Source organism: Nocardia sp. NPDC058176, from assembly GCF_042883805.1.
Taxonomy (GTDB): Bacteria; Actinomycetota; Actinomycetes; order Mycobacteriales; family Mycobacteriaceae; genus Nocardia.
In genome coordinates this window covers 1,296,848-1,323,731 of the sequence record NZ_JBHVVA010000001.1, presented here as the reverse complement: position 1 = coordinate 1,323,731, position 26,884 = coordinate 1,296,848, and the positions used below count along the sequence as shown (strand labels likewise).

Here is a 26,884-nt window from a genome sequence, read left to right as displayed (position 1 = left end):
CGGAACGCCGCGAAAACTGTGCTCGGTAGGACGGGCGTACCGAGTCGGCTCACACCCCGGCATGGTGACGATGTCTAGGCTTGGCGGGTGAGATCGCCGAAAGAGTTGAAGCAGCAGTGGTTGACAGAGCTGGTGTGGCTGTTCGCCCGGCCCGAGATGTATGCCTGCAGCGGGCGGGAGATGCAATCGGTCGTGGATCGGCGACTGCAGGATCTGTGCTTCCTCGATGATCGGGACGACGACCACACCCGAATCCGGGAAGCCGTCAGCAGCTTCGGCAAGCTCGGTGTCGACGGACCGTTCGCGGCGATCTTCGGTGAGGAACACCGCTATACCGCCGAAGTTGCCTCCGTGTACGCCGAGTTCTATCACCAGCTCGGATACCTGCCCGTAGACCGGCTGCTCAGTCCAGCCGAGTGGTCACCGCTGCTACGCCTGCCGGAATGGGTGGCCGACCGCGACTTCCGCCGCAGCGAAGTCGAGGCCACCTTCGGACCGCCCAGCCTGCGAGTAGGAAAGCGACTGCTGTGCTACGCCCCGGCGGACGCTGGACGATGGGTGTTCTTCGATTGCTGGGGCGATCTACCGCGGCGGTACGAACCCGGTCAAGGCTGTTTCACCGGAGGGTTCGACACCGATCCCCTGGTCCGTGACATTCGCATTCCCGCAGCCAGTTTCGAGGACGGCCTCATCTTGACCCTGTACGGAAAGGTACTGCGCTGGGGACCGGGCTGGTGGATTCACCACCCCAGCCCGACGGCCACCGCGGAGCAGCGGGCGATCGCCGCTCAACTGCGGCGTGTCGAATCCACGGACCCCTCGCAGGCGCTGAAGAGCCGAACTCGCGATTCGTGCGATCCACAGTGAGCGGACCTGGGCCGATGAGACTGGTCAGTTCGAGTGCACATCATAGATACGGTTCATTGCTTGCAGGGTTTCGATGAGTTCCTTTCGGAGGTTCTCGGGTCCGATGATTTCTACGTCGGCGCCGAGCTTGAGGAGTTCGGGTACGGCCGCTTCGACCGACTCGATGGGAACCACGACCTCGGTCCAGCCTGCTGGGTCCGGTCCGGCCGCTGTTTGCTGGGCGGCGACAACCATGGCCGGTTCCAGCAGGCTGGGCAGTCGGTCGATGGCGCGGCGAGAGAGCCGAAGGACAGCTGTGTCCCTGTGACAGCGCTGGTCGAAATCGTTGAGGTAGCTGTTCCAGTGGGCGCCCAGGTCAAAGCCTTCGGAGCGGTCGAACGGTTGGGGAAGAACCTCCACGTCGAGGATGCGGGACACCCGGTAGGTACGCAGCTGTCCCTGGTTGCGAGCCACGAGGTACCAGTCTCCGGCCTTGAGGACGAGGCAGTGCGGCTCGACGGTTCGGGTGATTTCGTGCGGCTCTGCCCAGCGCAGGTAGCGGATCTGCACGGCGTGCTGGTTCCAGGTGGCATCCGCGATCGAAACCAGATGGGGTACGTGCTCCGTGTCGCCGTACCAGGGTGGGGAGTCGAGGTGGAACCGATCGGCAATGCGGCTGGCGCGGTCGCGCAGGTCGGCGGGCAGCGCGACCTCGAGTTTGAGCTGCGCGGTGGTCACTGCGGCGGTCAGGCCCAGTTGGGCGGCAGCCGCCGGCAGCCCGGCCAGGAAAAGCGCCTCGGCCTCGGCCGCGGTGAGACCGGTCAGCCGGGTCCGGTAACCGCCGAGTAGGCGGTAGCCGCCCTCGTGCCCAGGCTCTCCGTACACCGGCACGCCTGCGATGCTGAGCGATTCCACATCCCGGTAGATCGTCCGCACCGATACCTCCAGGATGTCCGCCAGCTCCTGGGCGGTCATCCGGTCTCGGGATTGCAGCAGTAAAAGCAGAGACACCAGACGAGCCGCGCGCATGCCCACAAGACTGCCAAAGTTCACTGACAGAAGGTGTCAGGGAAGCATCGTTAGCGTCTTGGCCATGACCTTGACAACGGATATCGACTCCCTGACCAGCCGCTACACAGCCGTGTGGAACGAGCCGGACCCTACTCGGCGGCGCAAGGCCATCGCCGAGCTGTGGACCGAGGACGGAGTGGAGTACACCGAAGCCGGTGAGTACCAAGGGCCTGAGGCCATCGAAGCCCGAGTCACCAGCGCGTACGAGCAGTTCGTCGCGACAGGAGGATTCGTCTTCGTCCCTGCGGAGGACGCCGTGACCCACAACAACGCAGTCATGTTCTCGACCCAGATGGTTCCCGCAGCGGGCGGCATTCCCGTCTGGAGCGGCGCCGTCTTCATGCTTCTCGACCAGGACGGACGAATCCGGCACGACTACCAGTTCACCGGCAAGGACGCGGGCACCCGTGCTGTCGTGGCCGAGTTCCTCAGCCGCTTGACGGAAGGCGATCCGAACCGGATCGCTGACCTGTTCGCCGATCCGGTCGACTGGCAGCTCGACTGGCCCGATGCTGGGCATCCCGCCGTGCCCTGGATCCGACAGCGATCGACTCGCCCCGACGTCGCCGACCACTTTCGGGCCCTGAACGACTTCCACATCCCCGAGAAGCGGGGCGGGGCGACTCCCACGATCCTGGTCGACGGCCCGGATGCTGTGGTGCTCGGCGATATTCGCCAGACGGTGAAGGCCACCGGCAGGGCGTACAGCGCTCGCTGTGCACTGCACCTCACTGTCGAAGATGGTGTGATCACCCGTTACCACGTCTACGAAGACAGCCTCACCGTCGCGCAAGCACTCACCGACAACGGCCCCGCCCACTGAGTGTCAACATGGCAGAGGGGCGCGAAACAACACGGTGGTGGCTGCGTAGACGTCAACCTTCCGAGACGAGGACCAGGAACAGGAAGGCCAGAAAGCGGGGGTCGTCCCTTTCCTCGAAGAACTCTGGGAACTGATCCAGTGCCGCCGGGGCGGGGCCGGGTTCGTCGAGGTGAGTCACTCGAAAACCGGTGTCGAAGAAGGTCTTGAACATCGTCGACAGTGACCGGTCCCAGAACGTCAGGTCGGCGGCCTGTCCTGCCATGTCCGTCTCATGACGAGGCCGTGTGGCGAAGTAGTTCGTCGTATCGCCTGCTTGCAGGGCGGCGAACCAGATGACAAGCGGATGCTCCACGGAGAGGATCAGGCGGCCTCCCGGTTTCAGAACTCGTCGGATCTCCGTCAGTGGGGAGTGCCAGTCCTCCAGGTAGTGCAGCGTGAGAGAGCAAACCACGTCGTCGAAGGTGGAGTCGTCGAATGGCAACGGGTCAGCTAGATCCGCGACGTACAGCTCCGGGCCGCTGCCGACGCGGTCCCGGGCGATGTCGATCAATGCCTTGCTGCCGTCGACTCCGACAACAGTGGCTCCGCCCTCGAGCAAGTCGGCAAGTGTTGGGCCGGAGCCACAGCCGACGTCCAGCACGTGCTTACCGGACACGTCGCCGAGCAGATCACGGATCGCGGGCCTGTTGTAGTACTCGTTGAGGAGGCTGGTCGCGTTCTCAGCAGCGTAAGCGTCCGCAATCGGGTCGTATGCCGCAGCACGGCCGGAGTCGCTCGAAGGTGTCGAAGTGTCCATACATCGAAGCTAGCAGCGGCCTTGTAGCCCGGTCCTTGACCCGATTCACCTCCCGCCATGATCATCTCGCCGAATGAACACCAGCTGTCGATGACCGAACGGCCGACGGACCCGGCATCAAACAATATGTACCGCAGGCGATTCGCGGTGCGACAGGAACCTCGGCGAGGTCGCAGCATTGCGGCCCTTGGTCAGCACGATGGATCGATGATGGAAGCGCGTTCCAGGGTCCGTCTCGCCGGGCGTGGCCAGGATTACCGAACGCCTTCCTACGGTGTGCAAGCATCGGCGATGGCGGCGGTATCCCAGTAGAACGGGCGGATCTCGCTGATCCGTCCGGCGTCGACGGTGACCGTCTGCAGGATGGGGAAAGCGAGTTCGCGGCCGGTGGACCGGGTGCGGGCTCGCACGTGAGTGAGGACCACCAGTGGGCTCGTTTCGGCGAGATAGGTCTGCTCGACCATCTCGAAACGATCCCACACCCCGCTCATCGCGACGAAGAATCGTTCCAAACCCTCGTGCCCACGCCACGTTCCGCCGTAGGGCAGATTGTCGGCCTGGTACAGCACGACGTCGGTGGCGAAGTACGGCGCGAGCAGGGAGAACGACGAGAAACCGGGGCCGCCGCCGGCCAGGTACCGCGCCTCGGCTTCGTACATGTTCTCCAGGACGGACTTGGCTGTCATCGATGATGCTGTCATGACGATCATGGTGGGTCCGGGCAGCACCGTGTGCTGGCGGGAATCCGCCGTCGCATGCGCGCTCGGAGGCTGACCCGACAGGCCTCCCGGTCTGCGTCACCGAGGGGAACCGACCCTCAGGTGCGCAAGAGCGCGGTCTGCACCTGACGCAACCGTTCCACATCACCACGGAATCCGGCGACCGCGTCGTTGTAGAGGAACGCCTCCCACAACCGGACCAGCGCATAGGCGAGGGTGTCGCGCTCGATGGGCGGCTGGTAGCCCTGGTCTTCGGCGCGGGCGATGAGTTCCCCGACGACGGCGACCGCGGCCTGATGGACGGGTCCGTCGCTGCGGGTGATCGTGCGCAGGGCCACGGTGGATTCGTTGTCGAAATAGCTGCGCAGTGAATCGTCGTCGACGATCCAGTGGATGGTGCGGTCGAGGATTTCGTCGAGTCTGGCCCCGCCGGTGCTGGTGCAGCGGCGTTCGGCGTGGGCGACCATGCGTTCGAGCTGGTGGGCGATGGCGGCGCCGAGCAGGCCTTCGCGGGAGCCGAACCAGCGGTAGATGCTGGTCCGGCCCAGGCCGAGTTGTGCGGCGATGGCGTTGACGTCGACGCGCTGACCGGTCAGGAAGACCTCGATTGTCGTCTCGAGCACGTCTTCGCGGCTGGCCGCGGCCGGTCGGCCCGGTGCTCTGGTCCCTTCTGCCCGTGTCACCCGCTCAGCATAGGCGCCCGCGGCCTATTTGAAACATATCGATCTCTGTGTAACATACTCGACCATGCAACTGGCACTCACCGAGGACGAGCTCGCCTTCCGCGACGAGCTGCGCGCCTTCTTCCGGCGCGAGATCCCCACCGACATCCGCAATCGCGCCCGGCACATGTCCGAACTGTCCAAGGACGATTTCGTCACCACCCAGCGCATCCTCAACGCCCACGACCTCGCGGTCCCGCACTGGCCCGTGGCCTGGGGCGGCCGCGACTGGACCCCGGTCCAGCACCATCTCTGGCACACCGAGATGCAGCTGGCGTCGGTGCCCGAGCCGCTGACCTTCAACACGAACATGATCGGACCGGTCATCGCCCAGTTCGGTTCCGAGGAGCTCAAGGCGCGCTTCCTGCCCGCGACGGCGAATCTCGACATCTGGTGGTGCCAGGGCTTCTCCGAACCCGACGCCGGCTCCGACCTGGCCTCCCTGCGCACCGTCGCGGTCCGCGACGGCGACGACTATGTCATCAACGGCCAGAAGACCTGGACCACCGCCGCCCAGAGCGCGGACTGGATGTTCTGCCTGGCCCGCACCGACCCGGACGCGCCCAAGAAGCAGGCGGGCATCTCGCTGCTGCTGTTCCCGCTGGACTCCCCCGGCGTGACCGTGCGGCCGATCGAACTCATCGACGGCGGTTTCGAGGTCAACGAGGTGTTCCTGGAGAACGTGCGCGTCCCGGCGAATCAGCTCGTCGGCCAGGAGAACCAGGGCTGGACCTACGCGAAGTTCCTGCTCGGCAACGAGCGCACCGGCATCGCCGCGGTCGGTCAGACCAAGGTGCGGCTGTGGCTGGCCAAGGAATACGCCAAGCAGACCCGCCTGGACTCCGGCACGCTGCTCGGCGACCCGACCTTCGCCACGCGCATCACCGAACTCGAAAACGAGCTGCTCGCACTGGAACTCGTCCAGCTGCGGGTCGCGGCCGGTTCCGCCGACGGCGCACCCAACCCGGTGTCGTCGATTCTCAAGCTGCGCGGCACCGAGCTGCAGCAGGCCGTCACCGAACTGCTCGTCGACATCGCGGGCCCGGAATCGATCGCCCGCGAGGACGACACCCACGACTGGGCACGCCGCAGCACCGCCACCTACCTCAACTACCGCAAAACATCGATCTACGGGGGATCCAACGAGGTGCAGCGCAGCATCATCGCTTCGACGATCCTCGGATTGTGAGACACCATCATGGATTTCGAACTCACCACCGAACAGGACCTGCTGCGCGAGACCGTGCGCAACGTGCTCACCCGCCACTACACGCCCGAACGCCGCCGCGAGGTCATCGACGGTGAACTCGGCTGGGACCCGCGGGTGTGGTCGACCTTCGCCGAGATCGGGCTGCTCGGCCTGACGATCTCCGAGGAAGACGGCGGAATGGGCGCCGGACCCATCGAAACGATGCTGGTCATGGAGGAACTCGGTCGCGCGCTGGCCCCCGAGCCCGTGCTGGACTGCGCGCTGCTGCCCGCGATGGTCATCTCCCGTGCCGGAACGTCGACGCAGCGCAAGGAGCTGTTGACGCGGATCGCCGAGGGCGAGTTGCGGGTGGCGATCGCGCACGGCGAGCCGGGAGTGCGTCGGCCGTCGACGCAGGTCGGTACCAGGGCCGTCGAGCAGGGCGGCAGGTGGCAGCTGACCGGTCGCAAACATCCGGTGCCGCACGGTGACAGCGCGGATCGATTGATCGTCAGCGCGGCACTGCCCGATGGCGGGACCGGACTGTTCCTGGTCGACCCGGACGACACCGGGGTGAGCAGAGTCGGCTTCCGTACCTACGACGGACACCGCGGTGCCGACATCACCTTCGAGGGCGCTTCCGCCGAGCCGCTCGGCGACGCCGTCGACGTCTCCCCCGTCATCACCGAGTCCATCGTCACCGCCCAGGCCGCGCTGGGCGCCGAAGCGATCGGCGCGATGTCGGAGGCACTGCGTCTGACCACCGACTACCTGCAGACCCGCAAGCAGTTCGGTGTTCCCCTGCGCACGTTCCAAACCCTGACCCACCGCGCCGCCGACATGTACGTCGCACTCGAACTGGCCCGCAGCATGAGCCTCTACGCGTCGATGGCACTGGCCGACGGCATCACCGACCCGGTCGTCGCGGCCCGCGCCAAACTGCGAATCGGCCGCTCCGGCAGGCACATCGGCCAGGAGGCGATCCAGCTGCACGGCGGCATCGGCATGACCGCCGAATACCCCGTCGGCCACTACACCGCCCGCCTCACCGCCATCGAACACACCCTCGGCGACACCACCGACCACCTCCGCTACCTGACCAGCCACCTCGGCGACCACCAGATGGTCGAGATCTGACCCGCCACCGTGTCACCGCGGCCTTGCAGACGCGGTGACACGGTGGGCTCACCTCACCAGGTCCAAGCTGTCGAACTCGACTGCTTCCCAGAGGCGCCGCGAACGCTCTTCCGGGTAGGACAGAGTCGTCGGTTCGGCGGTGTAGACGCGAGTGGGTCGGGTGTGCGAGTCGTAGGCCGTCCAGCCCGGTGTGCCGGTGGTCGCGAAGTTCACCCAGTCGGCGCGCATGTGCCGGGCGACGTCGATGACCTCGTCGGCCGCATTCGGGTAGGCAGTGACGCGGCTGCGTATCTCGTCGGGAGCGAGGGTGCTGAACACGAGCAGGACGTCGAGGCTGTGCGAGGCGTCCTGTTCCCGGTCGAAGGCCCAGCACAGTTCGTACATCCACGTCGAGCTGCCACCGGCGTGATGGGCGTCGGCCAGGTGCACGCTGGGCATCCGGAACAACCAGTCCGCATGGACGATCTCGCACAGCTGCACTGGGGTCGCCTCCGGGTAAGCGGCGCGATACCGACCGGCGTCGATGGCGGGGGCGAGACGCGCGACGGTCTCGCTCACGTCGTCATCGGTGACATGTTCGGCGAGATGTCCTGCGAATAAACGATATTCGTCGCGGGTGTGCCCGACGAGCAGGTCGATGTCTCGCGCGGCGCCGTCAGCGAGTGCGCGCCACGGGGATCGTGGGAGGCGATCGCCGTCGATCACCGGTGAGAACGGAGTCGGCGTCGAGGTCATCGGCCCCCAATCGTCGGCGAACCGCGGCAGCTTCGCGATGACCGTCTCGGTCGCATCGACCAGCGCCTGCGCAGGGATGTCGGTCAGATCCGCGACGGTGGCCCGGACACCGACTTCCGCGGTGATCCTCGTCGAGATCGCACTGGCCAGCTGCGGGGTGAAGAACGTGCAGGGGATGCTCTGCACTATCGCGCGACGAAACAGTCCGGCCGCCAATGGCATCGACGCCAGGGCCGCGACACAACCCGCCCCGGCGGACTGACCGAAGACGGTCACCGTGCCCGCATCGCCGCCGAATCCGCCGATGTTCTCCTGCACCCAGCGCAACGCGGCAGCCTGATCGAGGAGGCCGCGATTGTCGGGTTCACCGGCGAGATGGGCGAAGCCGTCGAATCCGGTCCGGTAGTTCACGCTCACCACCACCACGCCACCGGCCGCCAAGATCGCGCCGTCGCAGTGCGGGTTCGCGGAGTCACCTTCCAGGTAGGCACCGCCGTGGATCCACACCATCACCGGAAGCCTGGCATCGCCGGGATCCGGAGTCCATACCGAGAGCGACAGGCAGTCGTCCGAGCCGTCATCGACCGTGCCCGTCACCGAGGTCATCACCGACCCGGTATGCCCTGCCTGCGGAACCGCGGGCCCGAACTCGTAGGCGTTTCGGACGCCAGCCCACGCCGACGTGGCGACCGGCGCACGAAACCGCCGCACCCCCACCGGCGGCCGCGCGTACGGGATACCACGAAACACGGCGATGCCCTTCTCCCACCGCCCGCGCACAACCCCTGCCGCTGTACGAACTTCAGGCCCGCTACGCACACTCACCCCCGCAATTACGCACCACCACAGTGGAATTCACACGCTTTGGCGTTCACCGCCCCTCATGGGAACGCACCTCTCACGCCGATTATCGCGTGGTGGTCGCTGGATCGGCGGTGTTGCCGTGAGGCGGGCGGTGATCGAGGAGGGCGGCGTCCATTTACCACCGGTGAACCTCGAGACCGGCCCGAACCTCACTCGACGACCGCCGTGGACCATGCATGAGCCGCCGGGCCGGTGAGCGTCGCGTCGAGTTCAATGGCACGGTGAACCAACTGCTGCACCGTCTTCCCGACATCGCGACCCTGCGTGACCGATGCCGGGCGATGGCCATGATCGATGCCGTCCTCAGCCCCGATTGGGAGTCTCGCTACTACTCGTTCAACAGTGCCTGGGGCGAGAGCGAGGAGCTGGCTTCCATGCGCAACGGCTCCGGTGACGACTGGTTCATCGTCTTCTCCGCTGCCGGCGTCTACGGTCGCGGGTTCGACCACGAGTCACCGAATGCCCCGCACGTGCTCGATGCTGTACCCGCCGCCTTCGGCGCCTTCGTCACGGAGCCGGCGTTCGCCGATCACGACGGTTCCCCCCTCGCCACCGTGTGCTTCTGGCGCGGCCATGACGACACCGAGTGGAGTGTCTCGACCGCCGACCATGGCGGTCGGGCACTGTTCGAGTTGGTCATCGAGGGGACCCCGGAGGCATACCGGGACTGGGCGCAGGATTACTACGAGACCGAGGTGAGTCTGAGCGCGGTGCATCATGTGTTCGCGCTGCGGCCGCTGACACCGGAGGTGGTGGGTGAGCTCAATCCTGATGTCGCGTTCGGCGATCTCGCGGGCGACCTGGTCGAGATCGGCTACCCCGATGAAAGTGCCTGCGCGACACCGTCGAGTGGTCCCGCGTAGGCCAGGTAGCCATCGGGGCGGATGAGGTAGGCGGCGGTGTCCGGGGAGTATCCGCGGGCGAAATCACCTGCGCTGTCGTGGATCACGGTCAAGGTGGTGTCGGCGGGGGTGTCCGGGGCCAGCACGAGGTAGACGTCGAGTTCGCCCGGGGCCAGGCGACGCGCCTGCTCGGCCGCGTGTTCGAGTGCCAGGTAGTTCGGGGTGCCGCTCTCGTGGATCAACAGGGTGTGGCCGGGTCCGGTGAGCAGGGAGAACAGGCGCAGGGGGAACTGGACGAGATCGCGGGTCAGTCCGGCGGCGTCGGGGGCGCGTCTGCCCGCGGCGACCGCACCGACCGCCGAGGGTGTGATGATCGGGCTCCGGCCGTAGTCCACGAGCAGCTGTGCCTCACGACGCAGGATCTGTTCGGGATCGGTGAGGTCGGCGCCGATTCCCTCGCGGGCGGCGCGGACGGTGCGATCGACGACTTCCGCGCCGACCGGCCGACGTTCGGCGTCGTAGCTGTCCAGAAGCTCGGGGGCGGCCGAGCCCGCGGTGACGAGCGCGAGTTTCCACGCCAGGTTGTGCGCGTCCTGGATGCCGGTGTTCATGCCCTGCGCACCGGTGGGCGGGTGGATGTGGGCGGCGTCGCCCGCCACGAAGGCCCGGCCCTTGCCGTACCGGTCGACGATGCGGTGGCTGATCCGAAAGACCGAGGACCAGCGCATTTCCCGCGCGGTGACCGGTTGCGGGGACAGCCGGTCCAGCACGGCCTGGATGTGGTGCAGTTCCGGCGCACGCGATCCTTCGAGTCCGTGTGCCACATCGCCGGATTTCGGGGCGGCGACAGCGAGTTCGTCGGGCGCCGACATCGACACCCGGTAGCGGCGGTGTCCGGGCAGCGGTATGCAGACGAGGACGTCGTCACCGCGACTGGACCGCACGCCGTACCCGGTCGGCATGGTCCAGTCCAGCTCCACGTCGCCGAGCATGTACTGCTCGGCGAAGGCCGCGCCCTCGAAGGTGAGACCGAGCTGTTTGCGGACCGTGCTGTGCGCGCCGTCGGCGCCGACGAGATAGCCGGTGCGCACCGTCTGCTCGCCGTCGGCATCGCGCAGCACGGCGGTGACACCGGTGTCGTCCTGCGCGAAAGATGACAGGGTGACACCGTATTCGACGCGCACACCGGTCCGGGCGAGCTGTTCGGCGAGCACCCGCTCGGTCTCGTACTGCGGCAGCGCCGCGAAGCCATAGGGCACGTCGGGTGGCAGTTCCAGGACGATCCGGGTGACTTCGACACCATCGGCGTAGGCGATTTGCCCGCGGATCGGCACGGCCGCGTCCAGCACGGCGCGCAGCACACCCATCCCCTGGAAAACCTCCAGCGTCCGCGGCTGCACGCCGACGGCCTTGGCATACCGGGGCCGCACACCGAGCTGCTCGATCACCCGGCACCGCGCCCCGCGCCGTGCCAGTTCCAGTGCCGTCGTCAGCCCGACCGGGCCCGCGCCGACGACGAGGACTCCCGGATCGATCATCCGACCTCGCCTCCTCGTGGAGTGATCCGGCCAGTTTACGTCCACCGAAACCGGCAATGGCACACTTCCAGCAAACCAGGATTCCTGGGCGGTGGACAACCGAACCGGGACACGCGTGCGCCGGTCGCTCAGCGGGTCGGTCGCGGTCCGATGATGGAGGCGCGTTCCACGATTCGGGTCTGGGGCCAGTAGTCGCTGGCGGCGTAGTGCTGGACGGCGCGGTTGTCCCAGAAGGCGACGGTGTCGGGTCGCCATTTCAGGCGGACCTGGTGTTCGGGGTAGTCGGCCTGGCGGGCGAGGCGGTCGATCAGGGCGCGGCTGCGGTCCTCGTCGTAGCCGACGATGTGGTCGGTGAAGATGCGGTTCACGTAGAGGTGTTTGCGGCCGGTCACGGCGTGGGTGGCGACGACCGGATGCCGGACCGAGGGGTTGCGGCGACGCAACTCGGCCTGCTGTTCGGCGGAGGCGTGGCGGCCGAAGGCGCGGGTGAAATCGTGGACGGCGTCGAGGGTGTCGATCTCGGCGCGGGTGTCGGCATCGAGTGACTCGTAGGCGGCGTACATGTCGGCGAACAGGGTGTCGCCACCGATCTCGGGCACGGCCACCGCGTGCAGGATCGCGCCGAGCGAGGGGTGTTCACGCCAGGTGACGTCGTGGTGCCAGGCGTTCTCGACGCCGACCATCTGCGCGCCCTTCTCGAAGCGCACCAATTCCGGCTCGTCGGCGCTGGCGGCGAGTGCCGGGTGGATCTCGAGCTCGCCGAACCGCTTGGCGAAGCCGACATGCTGGGCCGAGGTGAGCGGCTGGTCGCGGAAGAACAGCACCTTGTAGTCGTGCAGGGCGCGGCGGATGTCGTCGATCACCGCCTGCGGCTGCTCGACGGTCAGGTCGATGCCGCTGATCTCCGCACCGAGGGTCGTGCCCACCTGTTCGGCGTCGAAGTGCTGCCACCGCAGCGCGGCAAGCCGCTCGCGTTCGGCCCGCAGGTGGGAGAAGGGTCCGGCGAGCAGGGGGTAGCCCGGCAGCGGGAACGGCCGCACGGCGGGTTCGGCGCGATTCTCCGGCGTGGCGACCGCTGTTGATTCGGACACTCGGCTCTCCTTCACTCGTGTAGTCATCCGACTACAGCGCTACCGTAGTCGGATGACTACAGAGGCGGCGACGGATCGGATCGCACAGATTCCAATTCCCACCGGCCGTGACGCGGTGCGCGCGGCAGTGCTGCGGCACGCGGCACAGCTGTTCGCCGAACGCGGCCCGACAGCCACCTCGGTTCGCGACATCGCCGAACGCGCGGGGATCAACCACGGGCTGATCTTCCGGCACTTCGGCGCCAAGGAGAACCTGGTCGCCGCCGTCCTGGATCACCTGGGCGCCGAGCACGGTCCCGAGGTCGATCTCACCGGCCGCAATCCCGTCGACCCTGCGATCCGCCTGCACCTGACGGTGCTCGCGCGCTGCCTGCTCGACGGCTACCCGGTCGGGCAGCTCCAGCAACGATTCCCGATCATGGCGGCACTGGTCGATCGCGCGAAATCCGCCGGCGCCGACCCGCACGACGCCGCGCTGGCCGCCGCCAATGCCGCGGCGCTGATGGTCGGCTGGGAACTGTTCGGCCCGTTCCTGCGCGCCGCGACGGGCCTCGACGACGTTCCCGAGGCCGAGCTGCGACGGGATGCCAGCTCCAGGGCCGCCCAGATGCTGGACTCCGGCCGGACCACCGGGTAGCGAAATCGGGGATGAGGACGTCGCTGGAGTGGACCGTCGGCGGCGACGCGCGATCGGGGGTTTGTGGGGTCGTGGCGAACGATCACCTCGACCCCACAACCAACGGCCGGATGATCAGTCCGGCACGGGCGTCCACTGTTCGGCCGGCGGTCGGCCGGGCAGCGGTTGCCCGAGGAGGGCGAGCGGGACGAAGAAGTTCACCTGGCCGATGACCATCGCGAGCGTGGCCAGGGCTTTGTCGTCGTAGTGCTCGGTGGCGAGGGCGTAGAGCTCGTCCGGCACCCGCTCACCGCGCGGCGCCGCTTGGAGGACGGCATCGACCAGGGCGAGCGCGACGCGTTCGGCGTCGTTGAAGTAGGGGGCGTCGCGCCATGTCGCCACCGCGGCGATCCGCTCCTCGGACTCCCCCGCCGCGCGCAGATTGCCCGCGTGCAGGATGGCCAGGTAGGTGCTGGCGACGAGCTGACCGGCGCGCAACTGCACCAAGCCGATCGTGGTCCGCGGGATCGCACCGTTGCCGGTCGCGGCGAACAGGGCGGCACCGACCGCGCCGAGCTCGGGGACGAGCTGCTGGGGGTTGGGCAGCCGGGAGCCGGTGCGCTGGTGATTCGGAGTGTGCATGGTGGTTCCTTTCGATGGGGTGAAACTCTGTGCGGGTCAGGCAGTTCGGGGGCGACGCCAGGTGGTGCCGACGGCGCGCAGCGCGGCGGTGGTGGAACCGCCGCGGGGCAGCCAGGCCCGCGCGGCGAAGGTGGCGGCGGCGAAGAACAGCGGCATCGCCCACTTGTCGGGGCCGTCACCCACGGCCAGGTGCGAGGTGACGGCACCGCCGTAGACGAAGACCAGTCCGGCGTAGGCCCATTCCTTGGTGGGGATGGCCCGGGGTCAGGATCGCGGCGAGGGCGGCGGTCTTGGCCACGCCGAGGACGGTCGCGAAGTACAGCGGGTAGCCGAGGTGGTCGAATGCCGCGCGGACGTAGGAGATCCGGGCCAGGTCCCAGTACGCGCCGACCGCGGTTTCGGCCAGCACGGCGGCCACGGGGACCCAGCGCGCGATTTCCAGGCCGCGGGAGCGGATCAGTGAGGTTGTGCGAGTGGACATTTCGTGGTTCTCCTTCAGGCGGTCGCGGCGCGGTGCAGGGCGGCGGCCAGTCGGGTGTTCTCGGGGGCGGCGAAGGCGAAGGCGGCGCGGCGGCGGGTGTAGCCGTAGGTGAGGCCGCTGTGCGGGTCGGCGAATCCGTCCGAACCCGCGGAGCCGGTGTGCCCGAACGCGTGGACGCCGAGGAACGGGTACAGCAGGCTCTTGGCTTCGAAACCCACGGTGTAGGGCGCCTGCGCGCCGCGCACCAGATCCGCTCCGCTGGAATGGATCGTGGAGATGGTGGCGATGGTGTCCAGCGTGAGCAGCGGTGGCCGGCCGTCGACACCGGTGACGGCCGCCGCGTACATGCGCGCGAGGCCGCGCGCACTGCCGACACCGCCCGCCGAACCCGGCCCGAGACGGCGCAGGGCCGGGTCGTTGGGCAGTGCCATGACGTCGGCGGCGGTGAAGCCGCGCGCGTTGAGGTTGTAGGAGATTCCGGCCACCCCGTGCGGGTTGGGCGAGTTCGCGGCGAAGGCCGCCGTCATCTCCGGCGTGGCCCGCCACGGTGTGATCGGCAGGTAGCGGTGCTCCAGTTCCTCGGGCAGGCCCAGGTACACATCCAGGCCGTAGGGGGCGCGGACGCGCTGTTCGAACAGTTCCTGCACGGTGGCGCCGGTGACCGCGCGGACCACCTGACCGAGGATCGCGTACATGACGAACCCGCCGTACCCGTGCACGGCGCCCGGGGCGAAGTAGGGCCGCTGCCCCACCAGCCGTTCGGCGACGAGCTGCTCATCGGCCAGCTCGGCAATGGTGAAACCACCGTCGGCGCCGACGATCCCGGCCCGGTGCACCAGCACGTCGCGCACGGTGATGTGGTCCTTGCCCGCGGCGGCGAACCGCGGCCAATAGTGGGCGACCGCCCGGTCGATGTCGAGCGCACCGTCCTGGATCAGCAGTGCCATCACCAAGCCCGCGGCGCCTTTGCTCGACGAGTGCAGCCCGGTCAGCGTGGTCGCGGTGACCTCGGGTCCCGCCCACAGGTCCACCACCTGCCGGCCCCGCACGAAGGCCGCCAGCTGTGCCCCTGATTCGCCGTCTTCCTCGGCGACGACCGCGGCGAACTCGGCGCGCACCTGGTCATAGCCGGCGGCGACGGCGCCGTGCACTTCGATCGCATTCACGTTGTTGATCCCTTCGGCTGCGGTTCGTGTTCTGGTGCACTGACGAACGGCGGTGCGCGGACGTGACCGCGGCACGAAAAACTGCAGGTAGGGGCTTCGGGGTCACAATTCGCATCGGCGCTTCGTCATCAGTACGGGACGAGCAGAGGAGGATCCCGTGCACGATGCGCAGTTCCTGGCCGAGGAGTTCGAGGACCACCGCACCCACCTGCGCTCGGTCGCCTACCGGATGCTCGGTTCATCCACCGAGGCCGACGACGCGGTGCAGGAGGCGTGGCTACGCCTGGCCCGCACCGACACCACCGGCGTCGGCAATCTCGGCGGCTGGCTGACCACGGTCGTCGGACGGGTCTGCCTGGACATGCTGCGCACTCGCCAACGCCGCGACGAGCAGTCGCTCGACATCGCACACCTGCCCGACCCGGTGATCGTCAGCGCGACCACCCCCGACCCGGAACACGAAGCGCTGCTCGCCGATTCGGTGGGATTGGCACTGCTGGTGGTGCTGGAATCGCTGAGCCCGGCGCAGCGGCTCGCGTTCGTCCTGCACGACATCTTCGCCATGCCCTACGAGCAGATCGCGCCCATCGTGGACCGCACCCCGCAAACCACCAAGAAACTGGCCAGCCAAGCGCGCCGCCGGGTCCAGGGCGCGACTCCTGGACCCGATCCGGATCTGCCGCGGCAACGTCGCGTCGTGGACGCCTTCCTTCTCGCCGCACGCGGCGGCGACTTCGACGAACTGGTTCGCATGCTCGATCCCGAGGTGGTGTTGCGGGCCGACGCCGGCGCGGCGATGCGGGTGATCCGCGGCGCGGCCGCCGTCGCCGGACAGGCCGAGACGTTCCAGCGCATGGCCACCCGCTGCACCGTGCACCCCGCGGTGGTCAACGGCAGGGCGGGACTGGTCAACACCGTCGACGGCACCCCGTTCTCGGTCATCGGGTTCACCGTGGTCGAGGACCGCATCACCGCGATCGACATCCTCTCCGACCACGACCGACTCGCCGGGCTGGACCTGACCGCGGTCCTCGGGTGAGCGCCTGTACGCCCGCAAACCTGTTCGCGATCGGTGTTCGGGCATGGCACGATCGCCGTCATGTCCGCCCCGATGACCACTGAGCACTTGGCCGCCAGAACCGCTCGCGCCGTCGCGGCCGCGGTGGCCGCCGGACGGGAGCGGGGGCTCACGGTGGACGAACCGGTCGTCCTGCACGACGTGTTCTCCGTCGTCGTGCATCTCGCGCCGGCGCCGGTGGTGGTGCGGGTGCCGACGGTGCTCGCGCCGGGCATGGATCTCGACGGGCTCGCCGAACGGCAGCGCACCGAGCTCGCGGTGGTGGCGTGGCTGGCCGGACAGGGCGCCCCGGTGATCGCACCGAGTCCGCTCGTCGTTGCCGAACCGGTGCGTCACGACGGTTTCTCGATGACGTTCTGGCAGTACGTCGACCGCGATACCGGTGCCGAGCCGGACTATGTGCGCAATGCCGCCCTGGTCGCCGACCTGCACATGGCCCTGCGCGACTATCCCGGTGAGCTGCCGTTCCTCTCGGCGGCCGAACCGCCGACCCTCACCGCGAGCTTCGCGGTGCTGGCCGAGCGCCCCGATCTCATCACCCCCGCCGACCTCGCTCGCGCGCGTCGCGAATGGGAACTGCTCGAACCGCTGGTGTCCTCGCGTGCCGCCTTCGACGCCGCGTTCCCCGGTGCGAACGTGCAGCCGATCCACGGCGACGCCCCGGCCTACAACATCGTGCCCACCGCGAACGGCGCACTGTATGCCGACTTCGAGCTGACCACGCTGGGTCCGGTCGAGTGGGACCTCGCCGCGTTCGGACCCGAGGCCGCCGACGTCTACGACGCCGCCGCGGTCGAGCTCGGCTTGCGTCCCCTGGACCGGCGGGTGCTCCGGTTCGTCGAAGCGGTCGGGATGGCACGGACCATCGCCTGCCTGGCCCTGGTCGACGAGTTGCCGATCCTGCGGGAGGGGATCGCGCCCGCGATCGAGCAGTGGCGCTCGCAGCCGGCTTCCTGGGATGTTCCCGTCGACCGGTAGCGCGGCGAACGATCTTGGCCGATTCAGGGTGACCGGTGAGTGGCTCGTTGCAGACTGGGTTCCGTGAAACTGGTTGTCGCCAACAGGGGTGAGATCGCGGTGCGGATCCTGCGCACCGCACGCGAGCGCGGGTATACGACGTTCGCGTTGTGCACCGACGAGGAGCGCGGCGGCTTGCCTGCCCGGCTCGCCGATGAGGTCGTCGTACTGCCGGGAACCGGCGCGGCCGCCTATCTGGCAGTCGATGCGGTCGTGCAGGCCGTGCGGCAGGCGGGCGACGGTGCGCTGGTGCATCCCGGGTACGGGTTCCTCAGCGAGAACGCCGAGTTCGCGGCCGCGTGTGCGGCGGCGGGCGCGGTGTTCGTCGGTCCGAGCCCGCAGACCCTGCGAGTCCTCGGCGACAAGCTCGCGGCACGCCGCGCCGCACAGGAGGCCGGGCTGACGGTGCTGCCCGCCACCACCGGCGGCCCCACCGAGATCGCCGCCTTGCTCGCCGAACATCCGGCCGGGGTGATGATCAAAGCCGTCCACGGTGGTGGCGGGCGTGGGCAGCGGATCGTGCGCGACCCTGCATCGCTCGTCGACGCCTATGACCGCTGTCGTTCCGAGGCGCTGGCCGGTTTCGGCGACGATGCCGTCTATGCCGAGGTCCTCGCGCCCGAGGCCAGGCACATCGAGGTCCAGGTGATCGGGGACGGTGCTCGCGCGGTCGCGGTGGGCGATCGTGATTGCAGCGTGCAGCGGCGGCGCCAGAAGCTGATCGAGATCGCACCGGCGCCCGAGCTGCCCGACGCGCTGCGGAGTCGGCTGCATCGGGAGGCGGTGCGGATCGCGGAGTCAGTGTCGTGCCGTGGTTTGGCGACCGTCGAGTTTCTCGTCGCGGGCGCGGACGCCTGGTTCCTCGAGGTGAATCCGCGCCTGCAGGTCGAGCACACGGTGACCGAGATGACCACCGGGCTGGATCTGGTCGCCGTGCAGATCGACCTGGCCCACGGCCGCACGCTCGACGACCTCGACCTACCGAGTGGCGGTCCGCGCGGGTTCGCCGTGCAGGCGCGGATCAATGCCGAGCTGGTCACGCCGGGTGGTGAGATCCTGCCCAGCAGTGGTGTGCTGGCGCATTTCGCCGGGCCGACCGGGGTGGGCGTGCGCGTCGATACGGCCGCGCGGCCGGGTACGCGGATCGGTCCGCATTTCGATTCGTTGCTGGCGAAGGTGATCGCGGGCGGCCCGTCCTATCCCGCCGCGCTGCGGCGGTGCGCGGATGCGCTGGCGGAGACGGTGATCGGTGGTGTCGAGACGAATGTGGCGCTGCTGGGCGCGGTCGTCGAGGAACTCGTGGCGACGGGGCCGGTGACCACCGTCTGGTTCGAGAATCAGGTCGACAAGCTCTCGGCCTCGATCGCCACCGAGCATGCGACGGCGGACGATTTCACGTCGGCGACCACGATCCGCGACGGCGAGCAGCTGGTGCGATCGCCGATGGGCGGGACCGTGGTCAGCATCGCCGCGGCGGACACCATCGTCGCGCCGGGCGGCGAAGTCGCGGTGCTCGAGGCCATGAAGATGGAGCACGTGATCCGCGCGGAATCCGCCTTGCGCGTGACCGGCACCTTCGTCGAGCGCGGAACCGTCGTCGACCCACAGGCACCACTGCTGACCTGGACCGACACCGACCATGACGAAACCACCGGCGAGACAACCGAGATCGACCTCGACGCGATCCGCCCCGACCTGGCCGACGCCCGCGAGCGTCACCGCGTCGGACAGGATGCCGCCCGCCCCGAAGCCGTCGCCAAACGCCACCGCCTGCACCGCAGAACCGCCCGCGAGAACATCGCCGATCTGGTCGACGAGGGCAGCTTCCGCGAGTACGGGGCACTCGCGGTCGCCGCGCAACGACGTCACCGCAACGACGAGGACCTGATCGCGAACACCCCCGCCGACGGCCTGATCACCGGCATCGCGACCGTCGACGCGGTCCGCACAGCGGTGCTGTCCTACGACTACACCGTCCTCGCGGGCACCCAGGGTTTCCGCAACCACACCAAAACCGATCGTCTGCTCGCGATCGCGCACGAGCAACGCCTGCCGGTCGTGTTCTTCACCGAGGGCGGGGGCGGTCGGCCCGGCGACACCGACTACACCGGCGTCTCGGGACTCGAGGTCACCACCTTCCGCGCCATGGGCGCCCTGTCGGGTCGCGTTCCGCTGATCGGCATCGTCTCCGGCCGCTGCTTCGCGGGGAACGCCGCACTGCTCGGCATGTGTGACGTGGTGATCGCGACGCCGGACGCCAACATCGGGATGGGCGGCCCGGCGATGATCGAGGGCGGCGGGCTCGGCGTGTACGCGCCCGAGGACATCGGGCCGGTCGAGATCCAGCGCCGCAACGGCGTGGTGCACCTGGTCGCCGACGACGAAGCGCACGCCGTCGCCCTGGCCCGGCGTTGCCTGTCCTACTTCCGTGGAACCGTCACCGACTGGACCGCACCCGATCCGCGCCTGGCCCGACATGTGGTGCCCGAGAACCGGTTACGCGCCTACGACATCCGAGCTGCGATCGCCGCTGTGGTCGATGTCGACTCGATGCTGGAGTTGCGTGCCGACTGGGGTGCCGGGATCGTCACCGCACTGGTTCGCGTCGAGGGCCGCCCGCTCGGGCTCGTCGCGAACAACGGTCACCACCTCGGCGGCGCGATCGACGCTCCCGCCGCCGACAAGTACAGCGCCTTCCTGCGCCTGTGCGACACCCATGGCCTCCCCGTCCTCGCCCTCTGCGACACCCCGGGGTTCATGGTCGGTCCCGAGGTGGAGCGCGACGCGGTGGTCACCAAATTCGCGCGCCTGTTCATCGACGCCGCCGCCCTGTCGGTCCCGTTCGGCACCGTCGTCCTGCGCAAGGGCTACGGTCTGGGCGCCCAGGCGATGGCCGCCGGTTCCTTCCGCAGCCCCCGCTTCGTCGTCGCCTGGCCGACCGGCGAGATCGGCGGCATGGGCCTGGAAGGCGCGGTCCGCCTCGGTTTCCGCAAACAACTCGAAGCGATCACCGACCCGGCCGAACGCCAGTCCACCTTCGACGCCATGGTGCAATTCGCCTACGCCAACAGCAAGGCCCTCAACGCCGCCGCCGTCTTCGAACTCGACGACGTCATCGACCCCGCCGACACCAGACACTGGATCACGACCTTGACGACCTGAGCAGGCGCTCAGTGCGGCGGGCCGGGGACGGCGACGTGGTCGTCGGGACGCAGGATGTAGGCGGCGTAGTTGTAGTCGCCGCCGTGTTCAGTGCGCAGCGAGATCTCCTCTCGCACTGCGCCGAGTGCCTGGGACATGCCGGGGCGGTCGGCATCGACCTGGGTCATTCGCTCGGTGAGTGGGGTGTAGTACTCCTGCCACCAGTCGCTTTCCGGTAGAGGCCAGTGCGCGTGCAGGCGGTATCCCGCCGACCGCGCCGCGTCGATGTTGGCGCGGTGGGTGCGCAGCGGATATGCCGCATCCCAGTAGGCGCGTACCGCGGGGTCGGGATGGTCGGTGGTCCATTCGATTTCGGTGATGGCGAGTGCGCCGCCCGGAGCCAGCAGGCGCCGCCACGCGCGCAGGGCCGGATCGAAGCCGATGGTGTAGATCGAGCCTTCGGCCCAGATCAGGTCGAAGCTCTGATCGGGGAACGGCAGCTGGTCCATCGAGCGATTGAGCACCGACACCTGGGCGCTCGAGCCTCGGCGTGCGGCAGATTCCTTCGATGGGAGACCCTGGTGGTCCCATGGGGAGGTGCCCCGGGACTCGACGCGAATGTGCGAACGAGTCCCGGGACAACTGGAAGTGACCGAAGGTCAGATGTCGCCGAAGGCGGCCGCGTACCGGATGGTGCCGGTGGGCAGCGGTTCATCGGTCAGACTCAGCACCATCAGTGCGTCGTCGGGGACGTCGACCTTCATGGTGACGCCGTGCAGACCGGCACGGGTGAAGCCGAACCGCGGGTAGTACTCGGGGTGCCCGAGGACGGTCACGAAGTGCTCGCCCGCCTGTGCGGCGGCGTCGAGCGCGGAGCGGATCGCGGCCGATCCCGCGCCGGACTTCTGGTACCGCGGCAGAACCGCGCACGGTGCCAGGCACAGTGCGGGGGTGTCGCCGATGTGGGCGCGGGTCAGCAGTGCGTGGCCGACCAGGGCGCCGGTGTCGTCGAGCGTGACGATCGACAGGCCCGCGATCCAGGCGGGGTCCCGGCGAAGCGCGTCGACGAGATCGGCTTCCTCGGCGGTCTCGAAGGCCGCGAGGTTGATCTCGCGGATCGCGGAGATGTCGGTGGTGGTCTCGGCGCGAGTGGTCCACTCGGTGGTCATATCGGTCTACTTTCGTTGTGAAAGCCCCGTCCGAACACAGAAGTACACCGAAGACAGCGCGTCGGGAAGCCGACGCGCGCGTACAGGGGGTGTCGTTCAGACCGGGGCAAGGGACGTGCGGATGGTCCGGGCGCTGCGCAGGGCAGCGGTCATCACCGCAATCATCAACTCCACCTCCCTTTCTCTCCAGGTCGAACACGGACGAGCGAAGCTAACACGGGCCCAACCGACGGCGCCAGTGAATATCCGGCGCATTGTCCACCGTCTACTGACAGTAAACGGCGCGATACCATGCAGCCATGAGTGAGCAGGCGCGATCAGTGCACCGTGACTCCGGCGATCCGGCACCGGTGCAGCGTGAGATCGCGCCGGATGCCCCGACCGGGGTCGATCTGGAGCGGGTGATCGGGCAGCAGGTGCGCAGTCTGCGGCTGGCCAGCAGGCTGTCGGTGGGCGAGATGGCGACGAAGGTCGGGATCTCCAAGGCGATGCTGTCCAAGATCGAGAACGCGCAGACCTCGTGCAGTCTGTCGACGCTGGCACGGCTGGCCGCTGGGCTCGACGTGCCGGTGACCTCGCTGTTCCGCGGCGCCGACACCGCGCGCGAGGCGGTGTATGTGGCGGCCGGCCACGGTGCGGTGATCGTCGGGCGCGGTACGCGGGTCGGGCATCAGTACGAGATGCTCGGCGCGCTGCGGGGCCAGCACAAGCGGCTGGAGCCGGTGCTGGTGACGCTGACCGAGGGCAGCGAGACGTTCCCGCTGTTCCAGCACGCGGGCACCGAGCTGCTCTACATGCTCGAAGGGGTCATGGTCTACGGCCACGGCGACTCCGAATACACACTGCGGCCGGGCGATTCGCTCCTGCTCGACGGCGAGGGCCCGCACGGTCCGCACGAACTGGTGCGGCTGCCGATCCGGTTCCTCGCGGTCACCGCCTATCCGGACAATCACGTGGAGAATTGAGAACGCGCCGGGCGCAACCACGTGTGGTCGCACCCGGCGCGCGGGGTAGAGCGCCGCGAATTACGTGGTCGCAGGCGCCTTTTCGGGTTCGGGGACCGTCTCGGGTTCGGGTTCGGCCTTGCCGTTGGTGGCGGAGCCATTGGTGACCGGGCCGATGATGTCGATCAGGTACGCGGTCTCGCCGTGCACGGTGCTGTCGAGGCCCTCGGCTTCACTGTCGGGCGCCACCCGCAGGCCGCGCACGAGGTGGATCGCCTTGGCGATGAGCCAGGTGACGGCGAAGGTGTAGGCCACCACCGCGAGTACCGCGACCGCCTGGCGCCAGAGGGTGTCGAGGCCACCGCCGTAGAACAGCCCGGTCGCACCGTTGGGGGCGGCGGGATCGGCGATCAGGCCGATGAGCAGGGTACCGATGACGCCGCCGACGAGGTGGATGCCGACCACATCGAGCGAATCGTCGAGCCCGACCCGGTATTTCACCGAAACGGCCAGGCAGCACAGCGCACCGCAGGCCGCGCCGACGATCAGCGCGCCCAGCGGCGAGACCGCGCCACAGGCCGGGGTGATACCGACGAGCGCGGCGATCAGGCCCGAGCTGGCGCCCAGCGAGGTCGCGCGACCCTCACGCCACTTCTCGACCAGCAACCACGCGCTGATGCCGGCGCACGCGGCGGCGACGGTGTTGAGGATGACCACCGCGGCGGTGTTGTCCGCGGCCAGGGCCGAGCCGCCGTTGAAGCCGAACCAGCCGAAGAACAGGATGCCCGCGCCGAGCATGGTCAGTGGCAGGTTGTGCGGGCGCGGCGGGTTCGGGAACGAGCTGCGCTTGCCCAGGACCAGGGCAAGGGCCAGCGCGGCGACACCGGCGTTGATGTGGACCGCGGTGCCGCCGGCGAAGTCGACCGCGCCGAGGGTGTTGGCGATCCAGCCGCCGGTGACCGTGCCGTCCTCGCTGTCGAAGGCGAAGACCCAGTGGGCGACGGGGAAGTAGACCAGCAGCGCCCAGATGCCGGCGAAGGCCATCCACGCGCCGAATTTCATCCGGTCGGCGATGGCGCCGGCGATGAGGGCGACGGTGATGGCAGCGAACAAGAGCTGGAAGGCGGAGAAGACCGCGGGTGGGAGCGCGTCGGTGGGGGCGGTGAGCAGCTTCGAGGAGCCGAAGTACTCGAAGGGGTTGCCCAGCAGGCCGAGCCCGCCCACGGAGTCACCGAAGGCGGCGGAGTAGCCGACGATGACCCAGAGCACGCCGACAACGGCCAGCGCCCCGAAGATCATCATGGCCATGTTCAAGGTATTGCGCACGCTGACCATGCCGCCATAGAACAACGCGAGCCCGGGCACCATGAGTGCCACGAGCGCGAAAGCGGCGAGCACCCATGCGGTGTCGGCTGCAGCCTGATTCATCGACATCACCTGTAATTCGAGAAGGAATTCGATCCCGGCGCCCTGTAGTCAGGAATCACCGTTCACTCATAGTGAACCTCGCCGTTCGTTGCCGCTGAGCGCTCGCGCGTGAACGAATGGTTACAGAGCCGCACAGCCTCTACTGGATCCACGGTTGACGACACGTCGAAGTGACGTCGACGTAATCGCGCCGTCACGCCCGGATGGTTTCTTGTCAATCAACAGTGATTCATGACAGAAGACACTCCCGTTTCGGCACGACCTCGAGGACGCACGATGATCGAAACCACCGAATACCTGATCGTCGGCGGCGGCCTGGAAGGGCTTGCCGTCGCCTGGTCGCTGGCCGATCGCGGCGCCACCGATGTGCTGGTGCTGGAACGGAATTCGCTGTGCTCGGGGATGACCGGCAAGTCCAGCGGTGTCGTGCGCTGCCACTACGGCACCCCGTCCCTGGCCGCCATGTCCTGGTACGGCGTCGGCGTCTTCCAGCGGGCCACCGAGATCTTCGGTGACGACATGGGTTTCCGGCCGTGCGGATACGTCGTCGGGGTCGGCGAGGACAACATCGCCCCGTTGAAGGCCAATGTGGCGATGCAGCAGCAGCTCGGGATCGATGTCGACTTCATCGACCACGACGAGATGGCCGCGCTGTGGCCAGGGCTGGGCCTGCAGGACTTCGCGGCGTTCGCCTACGAACCGCAGGGCGGGCGCGGCGAGGCCTACATGACCGGGATGGCGTTCGGTGCCTCGGCGCGGGCGCTCGGGGTGCGGATTCGGCAGGGCGCCACCGTCACCGGCCTGCTGCAGCATCCCGACGGCACCGTGTTCGGCGCGGTACTGGCCGATGGCACCGAGGTGCACGCCGCGACGGTGATCCTGGCGGCCGGACCGTGGACTCCCGCGCTGGCGGCCACGGCCGGCGTGGACGTCCCGGTGCGGGCCCAGCGTGCCCAGCTGGTGCTGGTCGATCAGGGCGAGCCGACGCCGCCGGTGCCGGTGCTGTCGGATCTGGCCGGATTGCAGTACCTGTGCCGGGAACCGAACGGGGAACTGCTGGTGGGCAACAGCGATCACGCGGCACCGGAGTACCTCGACCCCGACGACTACCGCAACCGCGCCGACGACACCACCGTCGACAAGGTCATCGACCGGCTCGGCCGCCGGCTCCCCCACATGCCCGACCCGCGCGTCACCGGCAGCTATGTCGGCGCCTACGACGTGACACCGGACTACAACCCGATCATCGGCCCCGCACCCGCCGACGGACTGTTCCTGGCGACAGGGTTCTCCGGGCACGGTTTCAAGATCTCGCCCGCGGTCGGGCGCCTGGTCGCCGACCTGCTCCTCGACGGGCACACCGGCCTGCCCCACGTCGACCCCGCCGACTTCCGGTACTCGCGATTCGCCGAGGGCCGACCACTTCTCAGCCCGCATCCGTACGCGGGAGCGGGCGAAATGCGCTGACAACAAAGGAGATCCACCATGGCCCTCGACACCGCCGAAGCCACCGCCACCGCACCGTCCCTGTCCGAGCTCGCCCGCGCCGCGGGCACCGAATTCATCCTCGCCCTGTTCGTCACTCTGTCCGGGAAACCGTGCGCGAAACTCGTTCCGGTCGAGGCCGTCGAGCTGTTGGCCGGGGACGGCGTGGGATTCGCCGGGTACGCGGCGGGGATGATGGGCCAGCAGCCCAGCGATCCCGATCTGGTCGCGATCCCCGACGTGCGCACCTTCACCCCGATCCCGTTCCTGCGCCCCGGGCTGGCCCTGGTGCACTGCACCCCGCACGTGATGGGCAAGCCGTGGCCGTTCGCGCCGCGGGTGATCCTGGAACGCACACTCGAAGCGGCCGCAGCGCGGGGGTTCACCGTCAATGTCGGTGCCGAGATCGAGTATTTCCTGCTCGGGCGCACCGCCGACGGCGAACTCATTACCGCCGACATCGCCGACCGCAGTCATCAACCCTGTTACGACGCGCGCGATGTCACCCGCATGTACGACCATCTCACCGAGGTCTCCACCGCGATGAACTCCCTGGGCTGGGGCAACTACGCCAGCGACCACGAGGACGGCAACGGCCAGTTCGAGCAGAACTTCGACTACGCCGACGCGTTGACCACCGCGGACCGGGTGATCACCGCCCGCTATCTGCTCTCGATGATCGCCGAGAAGCGCGGTATGCAGGCGACGTTCATGCCGAAACCGTTCACCGATCGCACCGGAACCGGGATGCACCTGCATCTGTCGCTGTGGAACGGCGACACCCCGGTGTTCCCCGATGCCGCCGACCCGCGCGGGCTCGGGTTGTCGGCCACCGCGTACGCGTTCATCGCGGGCATCCTCGACCACGCGTGCGCACTGCAAGGGGTGATCGCGCCGACGGTCAACTCCTACAAGCGAATCGGTGCCACCTCGACCACCAGCGGCGCCACCTGGTCACCCCGGCACGCCACCTACGGCGGCAACGACCGCACGCACTTCCTGCGGGTGCCCGACCGCAACCGGGTCGAACTGCGCGGTTCCGACGGTTCGGCGAACCCGTATCTGGCGGCGGCCGCGACCATCTCGGCCGGGCTCGACGGCATCGACCGCGCCCTCGATCCCGGCGAACCCGGCGGCAAGGGTGATCGCCTCCTGCCGATGACCCTCGTGCACGCCATGGACGCCTTCGACGCCGACCCGGTGCTCACCGCCGCCCTCGACATCGCGGGCCCCGGTGTGGCCGAGTACTTCGCCCAGCGCAAACGCGAGGAGTTCTTCGCCTGGCACAACACGGTCTCGCCCTGGGAGATCGACCACTACCTGACCGCCTTCTGACTCACAGGA

The 26,884-nt window shown here is 68.4% G+C and carries 26 protein-coding genes; 12 read left to right on the top strand and 14 right to left on the bottom strand.

What is annotated here, in order from left to right:
• Positions 1-87 precede the first annotated feature (87 nt).
• Positions 88-867 (top strand): hypothetical protein, encoded by a 780-nt coding sequence (locus ACFVVM_RS06235; RefSeq protein WP_387613574.1) that lies wholly within the window; start codon positions 88-90, stop codon positions 865-867.
• 24 nt (positions 868-891) lie between these two features.
• On the opposite strand, the gene ACFVVM_RS06230 is transcribed toward ACFVVM_RS06235, so the two are convergent.
• The gene (locus ACFVVM_RS06230; protein WP_387613571.1) at positions 892-1,875 is read right to left on the bottom strand and encodes a helix-turn-helix transcriptional regulator; all 984 of its coding nucleotides are present in this window, start codon (positions 1,873-1,875) and stop codon (positions 892-894) included.
• Here ACFVVM_RS06230 and ACFVVM_RS06225 point away from each other — a divergent pair.
• Positions 1,874-2,740, top strand: coding sequence for a nuclear transport factor 2 family protein (locus ACFVVM_RS06225; protein WP_387613568.1), 867 nt, complete (start codon positions 1,874-1,876; stop codon positions 2,738-2,740). The two genes, ACFVVM_RS06230 and ACFVVM_RS06225, sit on opposite strands and share 2 nt — an antisense overlap.
• A gap of 52 nt (positions 2,741-2,792) precedes the next feature.
• Here ACFVVM_RS06225 and ACFVVM_RS06220 read toward each other — a convergent pair whose 3' ends face one another.
• The 3 genes from ACFVVM_RS06220 to ACFVVM_RS06210 form a co-directional block, all read right to left on the bottom strand.
• Complete coding sequence (locus ACFVVM_RS06220) at positions 2,793-3,536, bottom strand: class I SAM-dependent methyltransferase (RefSeq protein WP_387613566.1); 744 nt, start codon at positions 3,534-3,536, stop codon at positions 2,793-2,795.
• Between the two features lie 269 nt (positions 3,537-3,805).
• Positions 3,806-4,237, bottom strand: a complete 432-nt coding sequence (locus ACFVVM_RS06215; RefSeq protein WP_387613563.1) for a nuclear transport factor 2 family protein — start codon at positions 4,235-4,237, stop codon at positions 3,806-3,808.
• A 116-nt stretch (positions 4,238-4,353) separates the two neighbouring features.
• Positions 4,354-4,938: a QsdR family transcriptional regulator gene (locus ACFVVM_RS06210; RefSeq protein WP_387613561.1), complete on the bottom strand. Its 585-nt coding sequence runs from the start codon at positions 4,936-4,938 to the stop codon at positions 4,354-4,356.
• 64 nt (positions 4,939-5,002) lie between these two features.
• On the opposite strand from ACFVVM_RS06210, the gene ACFVVM_RS06205 reads away from it, so the two are divergent.
• Together ACFVVM_RS06205 and ACFVVM_RS06200 are read left to right on the top strand one after the other, a co-directional pair.
• A complete protein-coding gene (locus ACFVVM_RS06205) occupies positions 5,003-6,166 on the top strand; it encodes an acyl-CoA dehydrogenase family protein (protein WP_387613558.1) in 1,164 nt (387 codons plus the stop codon).
• Positions 6,167-6,175: 9 nt separating this feature from the next.
• A complete protein-coding gene (locus ACFVVM_RS06200) occupies positions 6,176-7,303 on the top strand; it encodes an acyl-CoA dehydrogenase family protein (RefSeq protein WP_387613555.1) in 1,128 nt (375 codons plus the stop codon).
• A 48-nt stretch (positions 7,304-7,351) separates the two neighbouring features.
• On the opposite strand, the gene ACFVVM_RS06195 is transcribed toward ACFVVM_RS06200, so the two are convergent.
• Positions 7,352-8,857: a carboxylesterase/lipase family protein gene (locus tag ACFVVM_RS06195; RefSeq protein ID WP_387616769.1), complete on the bottom strand. Its 1,506-nt coding sequence runs from the start codon at positions 8,855-8,857 to the stop codon at positions 7,352-7,354.
• Between the two features lie 221 nt (positions 8,858-9,078).
• Here ACFVVM_RS06195 and ACFVVM_RS06190 point away from each other — a divergent pair, with 221 nt between their 5' ends.
• Positions 9,079-9,765 carry a hypothetical protein gene (locus tag ACFVVM_RS06190; RefSeq protein ID WP_387613553.1) on the top strand — a complete coding sequence of 229 codons (687 nt, stop codon included), beginning with the start codon at positions 9,079-9,081 and terminating at the stop codon, positions 9,763-9,765.
• On the opposite strand, the gene ACFVVM_RS06185 is transcribed toward ACFVVM_RS06190, so the two are convergent.
• Together ACFVVM_RS06185 and ACFVVM_RS06180 are read right to left on the bottom strand one after the other, a co-directional pair.
• Positions 9,717-11,282 carry an FAD-dependent monooxygenase gene (locus ACFVVM_RS06185; RefSeq protein WP_387613551.1) on the bottom strand — a complete coding sequence of 522 codons (1,566 nt, stop codon included), beginning with the start codon at positions 11,280-11,282 and terminating at the stop codon, positions 9,717-9,719. The genes ACFVVM_RS06190 and ACFVVM_RS06185 overlap by 49 nt on opposite strands.
• Positions 11,283-11,410: 128 nt before the next feature.
• Positions 11,411-12,373, bottom strand: a complete 963-nt coding sequence (locus ACFVVM_RS06180) for a TauD/TfdA dioxygenase family protein (RefSeq protein WP_387613548.1) — start codon at positions 12,371-12,373, stop codon at positions 11,411-11,413.
• A gap of 52 nt (positions 12,374-12,425) precedes the next feature.
• On the opposite strand from ACFVVM_RS06180, the gene ACFVVM_RS06175 reads away from it, so the two are divergent.
• Positions 12,426-13,010 (top strand): TetR/AcrR family transcriptional regulator, encoded by a 585-nt coding sequence (locus ACFVVM_RS06175; RefSeq protein ID WP_387613544.1) that lies wholly within the window; start codon positions 12,426-12,428, stop codon positions 13,008-13,010.
• Between the two features lie 114 nt (positions 13,011-13,124).
• On the opposite strand, the gene ACFVVM_RS06170 is transcribed toward ACFVVM_RS06175, so the two are convergent.
• From ACFVVM_RS06170 to ACFVVM_RS06155, 4 genes are read right to left on the bottom strand one after another with little or no spacing between them, the layout of a single operon-like run.
• Positions 13,125-13,631, bottom strand: coding sequence for a carboxymuconolactone decarboxylase family protein (locus ACFVVM_RS06170; RefSeq protein ID WP_387613541.1), 507 nt, complete (start codon positions 13,629-13,631; stop codon positions 13,125-13,127).
• Between the two features lie 36 nt (positions 13,632-13,667).
• Positions 13,668-13,856, bottom strand: coding sequence for a hypothetical protein (locus ACFVVM_RS06165; RefSeq protein WP_387616767.1), 189 nt, complete (start codon positions 13,854-13,856; stop codon positions 13,668-13,670).
• Positions 13,807-14,112: a DoxX family protein gene (locus ACFVVM_RS06160; protein ID WP_387613538.1), complete on the bottom strand. Its 306-nt coding sequence runs from the start codon at positions 14,110-14,112 to the stop codon at positions 13,807-13,809. Before ACFVVM_RS06160 ends, ACFVVM_RS06165 begins: the two co-directional genes overlap by 50 nt.
• 14 nt (positions 14,113-14,126) lie before the next feature.
• Positions 14,127-15,278 (bottom strand): serine hydrolase domain-containing protein, encoded by a 1,152-nt coding sequence (locus ACFVVM_RS06155; RefSeq protein WP_387613536.1) that lies wholly within the window; start codon positions 15,276-15,278, stop codon positions 14,127-14,129.
• 157 nt (positions 15,279-15,435) lie between these two features.
• On the opposite strand from ACFVVM_RS06155, the gene ACFVVM_RS06150 reads away from it, so the two are divergent.
• The 3 genes from ACFVVM_RS06150 to ACFVVM_RS06140 all read left to right on the top strand — a co-directional run bounded on the left by ACFVVM_RS06150 (position 15,436) and on the right by ACFVVM_RS06140 (position 20,535).
• A complete protein-coding gene (locus ACFVVM_RS06150; protein ID WP_387613533.1) occupies positions 15,436-16,317 on the top strand; it encodes a sigma-70 family RNA polymerase sigma factor in 882 nt (293 codons plus the stop codon).
• Between the two features lie 60 nt (positions 16,318-16,377).
• The gene (locus tag ACFVVM_RS06145) at positions 16,378-17,334 is read left to right on the top strand and encodes a phosphotransferase family protein (RefSeq protein ID WP_387613530.1); all 957 of its coding nucleotides are present in this window, start codon (positions 16,378-16,380) and stop codon (positions 17,332-17,334) included.
• Positions 17,335-17,397: 63 nt separating this feature from the next.
• Positions 17,398-20,535: a carboxyl transferase domain-containing protein gene (locus ACFVVM_RS06140; RefSeq protein WP_387613528.1), complete on the top strand. Its 3,138-nt coding sequence runs from the start codon at positions 17,398-17,400 to the stop codon at positions 20,533-20,535.
• Between the two features lie 8 nt (positions 20,536-20,543).
• Here the strand turns inward: ACFVVM_RS06140 and ACFVVM_RS06135 are convergent, their stop codons facing one another.
• Entirely contained in the window at positions 20,544-21,134 is a 591-nt protein-coding gene (locus tag ACFVVM_RS06135; RefSeq protein ID WP_387616765.1) for a class I SAM-dependent methyltransferase, read from the bottom strand.
• A gap of 39 nt (positions 21,135-21,173) precedes the next feature.
• Positions 21,174-21,683 carry a GNAT family N-acetyltransferase gene (locus ACFVVM_RS06130; RefSeq protein ID WP_387613526.1) on the bottom strand — a complete coding sequence of 170 codons (510 nt, stop codon included), beginning with the start codon at positions 21,681-21,683 and terminating at the stop codon, positions 21,174-21,176.
• Between the two features lie 299 nt (positions 21,684-21,982).
• Here ACFVVM_RS06130 and ACFVVM_RS06125 point away from each other — a divergent pair, with 299 nt between their 5' ends.
• Complete coding sequence (locus ACFVVM_RS06125) at positions 21,983-22,648, top strand: helix-turn-helix domain-containing protein (protein ID WP_387613524.1); 666 nt, start codon at positions 21,983-21,985, stop codon at positions 22,646-22,648.
• A 60-nt stretch (positions 22,649-22,708) separates the two neighbouring features.
• Here the strand turns inward: ACFVVM_RS06125 and ACFVVM_RS06120 are convergent, their stop codons facing one another.
• Positions 22,709-24,061: an ammonium transporter gene (locus ACFVVM_RS06120; RefSeq protein WP_387613522.1), complete on the bottom strand. Its 1,353-nt coding sequence runs from the start codon at positions 24,059-24,061 to the stop codon at positions 22,709-22,711.
• Positions 24,062-24,331: 270 nt separating this feature from the next.
• Between ACFVVM_RS06120 and ACFVVM_RS06115 the strand changes: the two genes are divergently transcribed.
• Both ACFVVM_RS06115 and glnT read left to right on the top strand, forming a co-directional pair.
• Positions 24,332-25,522 (top strand): NAD(P)/FAD-dependent oxidoreductase, encoded by a 1,191-nt coding sequence (locus ACFVVM_RS06115; protein WP_387613520.1) that lies wholly within the window; start codon positions 24,332-24,334, stop codon positions 25,520-25,522.
• Positions 25,523-25,540: 18 nt separating this feature from the next.
• Positions 25,541-26,875, top strand: a complete 1,335-nt coding sequence (gene glnT / locus ACFVVM_RS06110) for a type III glutamate--ammonia ligase (protein ID WP_387613517.1) — start codon at positions 25,541-25,543, stop codon at positions 26,873-26,875.
• The last annotated feature ends 9 nt before the right edge of the window (positions 26,876-26,884 follow it).

Bases quoted from the DNA above. Each gene is read 5' to 3' on its own strand.
- ACFVVM_RS06225 (WP_387613568.1), top strand. From the start codon at position 1,874: ATGCCCACAAGACTGCCAAAGTTCACTGACAGAAGGTGTCAGGGAAGC.
- ACFVVM_RS06230 (WP_387613571.1), bottom strand. From the start codon at position 1,875: ATGCGCGCGGCTCGTCTGGTGTCTCTGCTTTTACTGCTGCAATCCCGA.
- ACFVVM_RS06220 (WP_387613566.1), bottom strand. From the start codon at position 3,536: ATGGACACTTCGACACCTTCGAGCGACTCCGGCCGTGCTGCGGCATAC.
- ACFVVM_RS06215 (WP_387613563.1), bottom strand. From the start codon at position 4,237: ATGACAGCATCATCGATGACAGCCAAGTCCGTCCTGGAGAACATGTAC.
- ACFVVM_RS06205 (WP_387613558.1), top strand. From the start codon at position 5,003: ATGCAACTGGCACTCACCGAGGACGAGCTCGCCTTCCGCGACGAGCTG.
- ACFVVM_RS06200 (WP_387613555.1), top strand. From the start codon at position 6,176: ATGGATTTCGAACTCACCACCGAACAGGACCTGCTGCGCGAGACCGTG.
- ACFVVM_RS06190 (WP_387613553.1), top strand. From the start codon at position 9,079: ATGAGCCGCCGGGCCGGTGAGCGTCGCGTCGAGTTCAATGGCACGGTG.
- ACFVVM_RS06185 (WP_387613551.1), bottom strand. From the start codon at position 11,282: ATGATCGATCCGGGAGTCCTCGTCGTCGGCGCGGGCCCGGTCGGGCTG.
- ACFVVM_RS06175 (WP_387613544.1), top strand. From the start codon at position 12,426: ATGACTACAGAGGCGGCGACGGATCGGATCGCACAGATTCCAATTCCC.
- ACFVVM_RS06170 (WP_387613541.1), bottom strand. From the start codon at position 13,631: ATGCACACTCCGAATCACCAGCGCACCGGCTCCCGGCTGCCCAACCCC.
- ACFVVM_RS06160 (WP_387613538.1), bottom strand. From the start codon at position 14,112: ATGTCCACTCGCACAACCTCACTGATCCGCTCCCGCGGCCTGGAAATC.
- ACFVVM_RS06145 (WP_387613530.1), top strand. From the start codon at position 16,378: ATGTCCGCCCCGATGACCACTGAGCACTTGGCCGCCAGAACCGCTCGC.
- ACFVVM_RS06130 (WP_387613526.1), bottom strand. From the start codon at position 21,683: ATGACCACCGAGTGGACCACTCGCGCCGAGACCACCACCGACATCTCC.
- ACFVVM_RS06125 (WP_387613524.1), top strand. From the start codon at position 21,983: ATGAGTGAGCAGGCGCGATCAGTGCACCGTGACTCCGGCGATCCGGCA.
- ACFVVM_RS06120 (WP_387613522.1), bottom strand. From the start codon at position 24,061: ATGTCGATGAATCAGGCTGCAGCCGACACCGCATGGGTGCTCGCCGCT.
- ACFVVM_RS06115 (WP_387613520.1), top strand. From the start codon at position 24,332: ATGATCGAAACCACCGAATACCTGATCGTCGGCGGCGGCCTGGAAGGG.
- glnT (WP_387613517.1), top strand. From the start codon at position 25,541: ATGGCCCTCGACACCGCCGAAGCCACCGCCACCGCACCGTCCCTGTCC.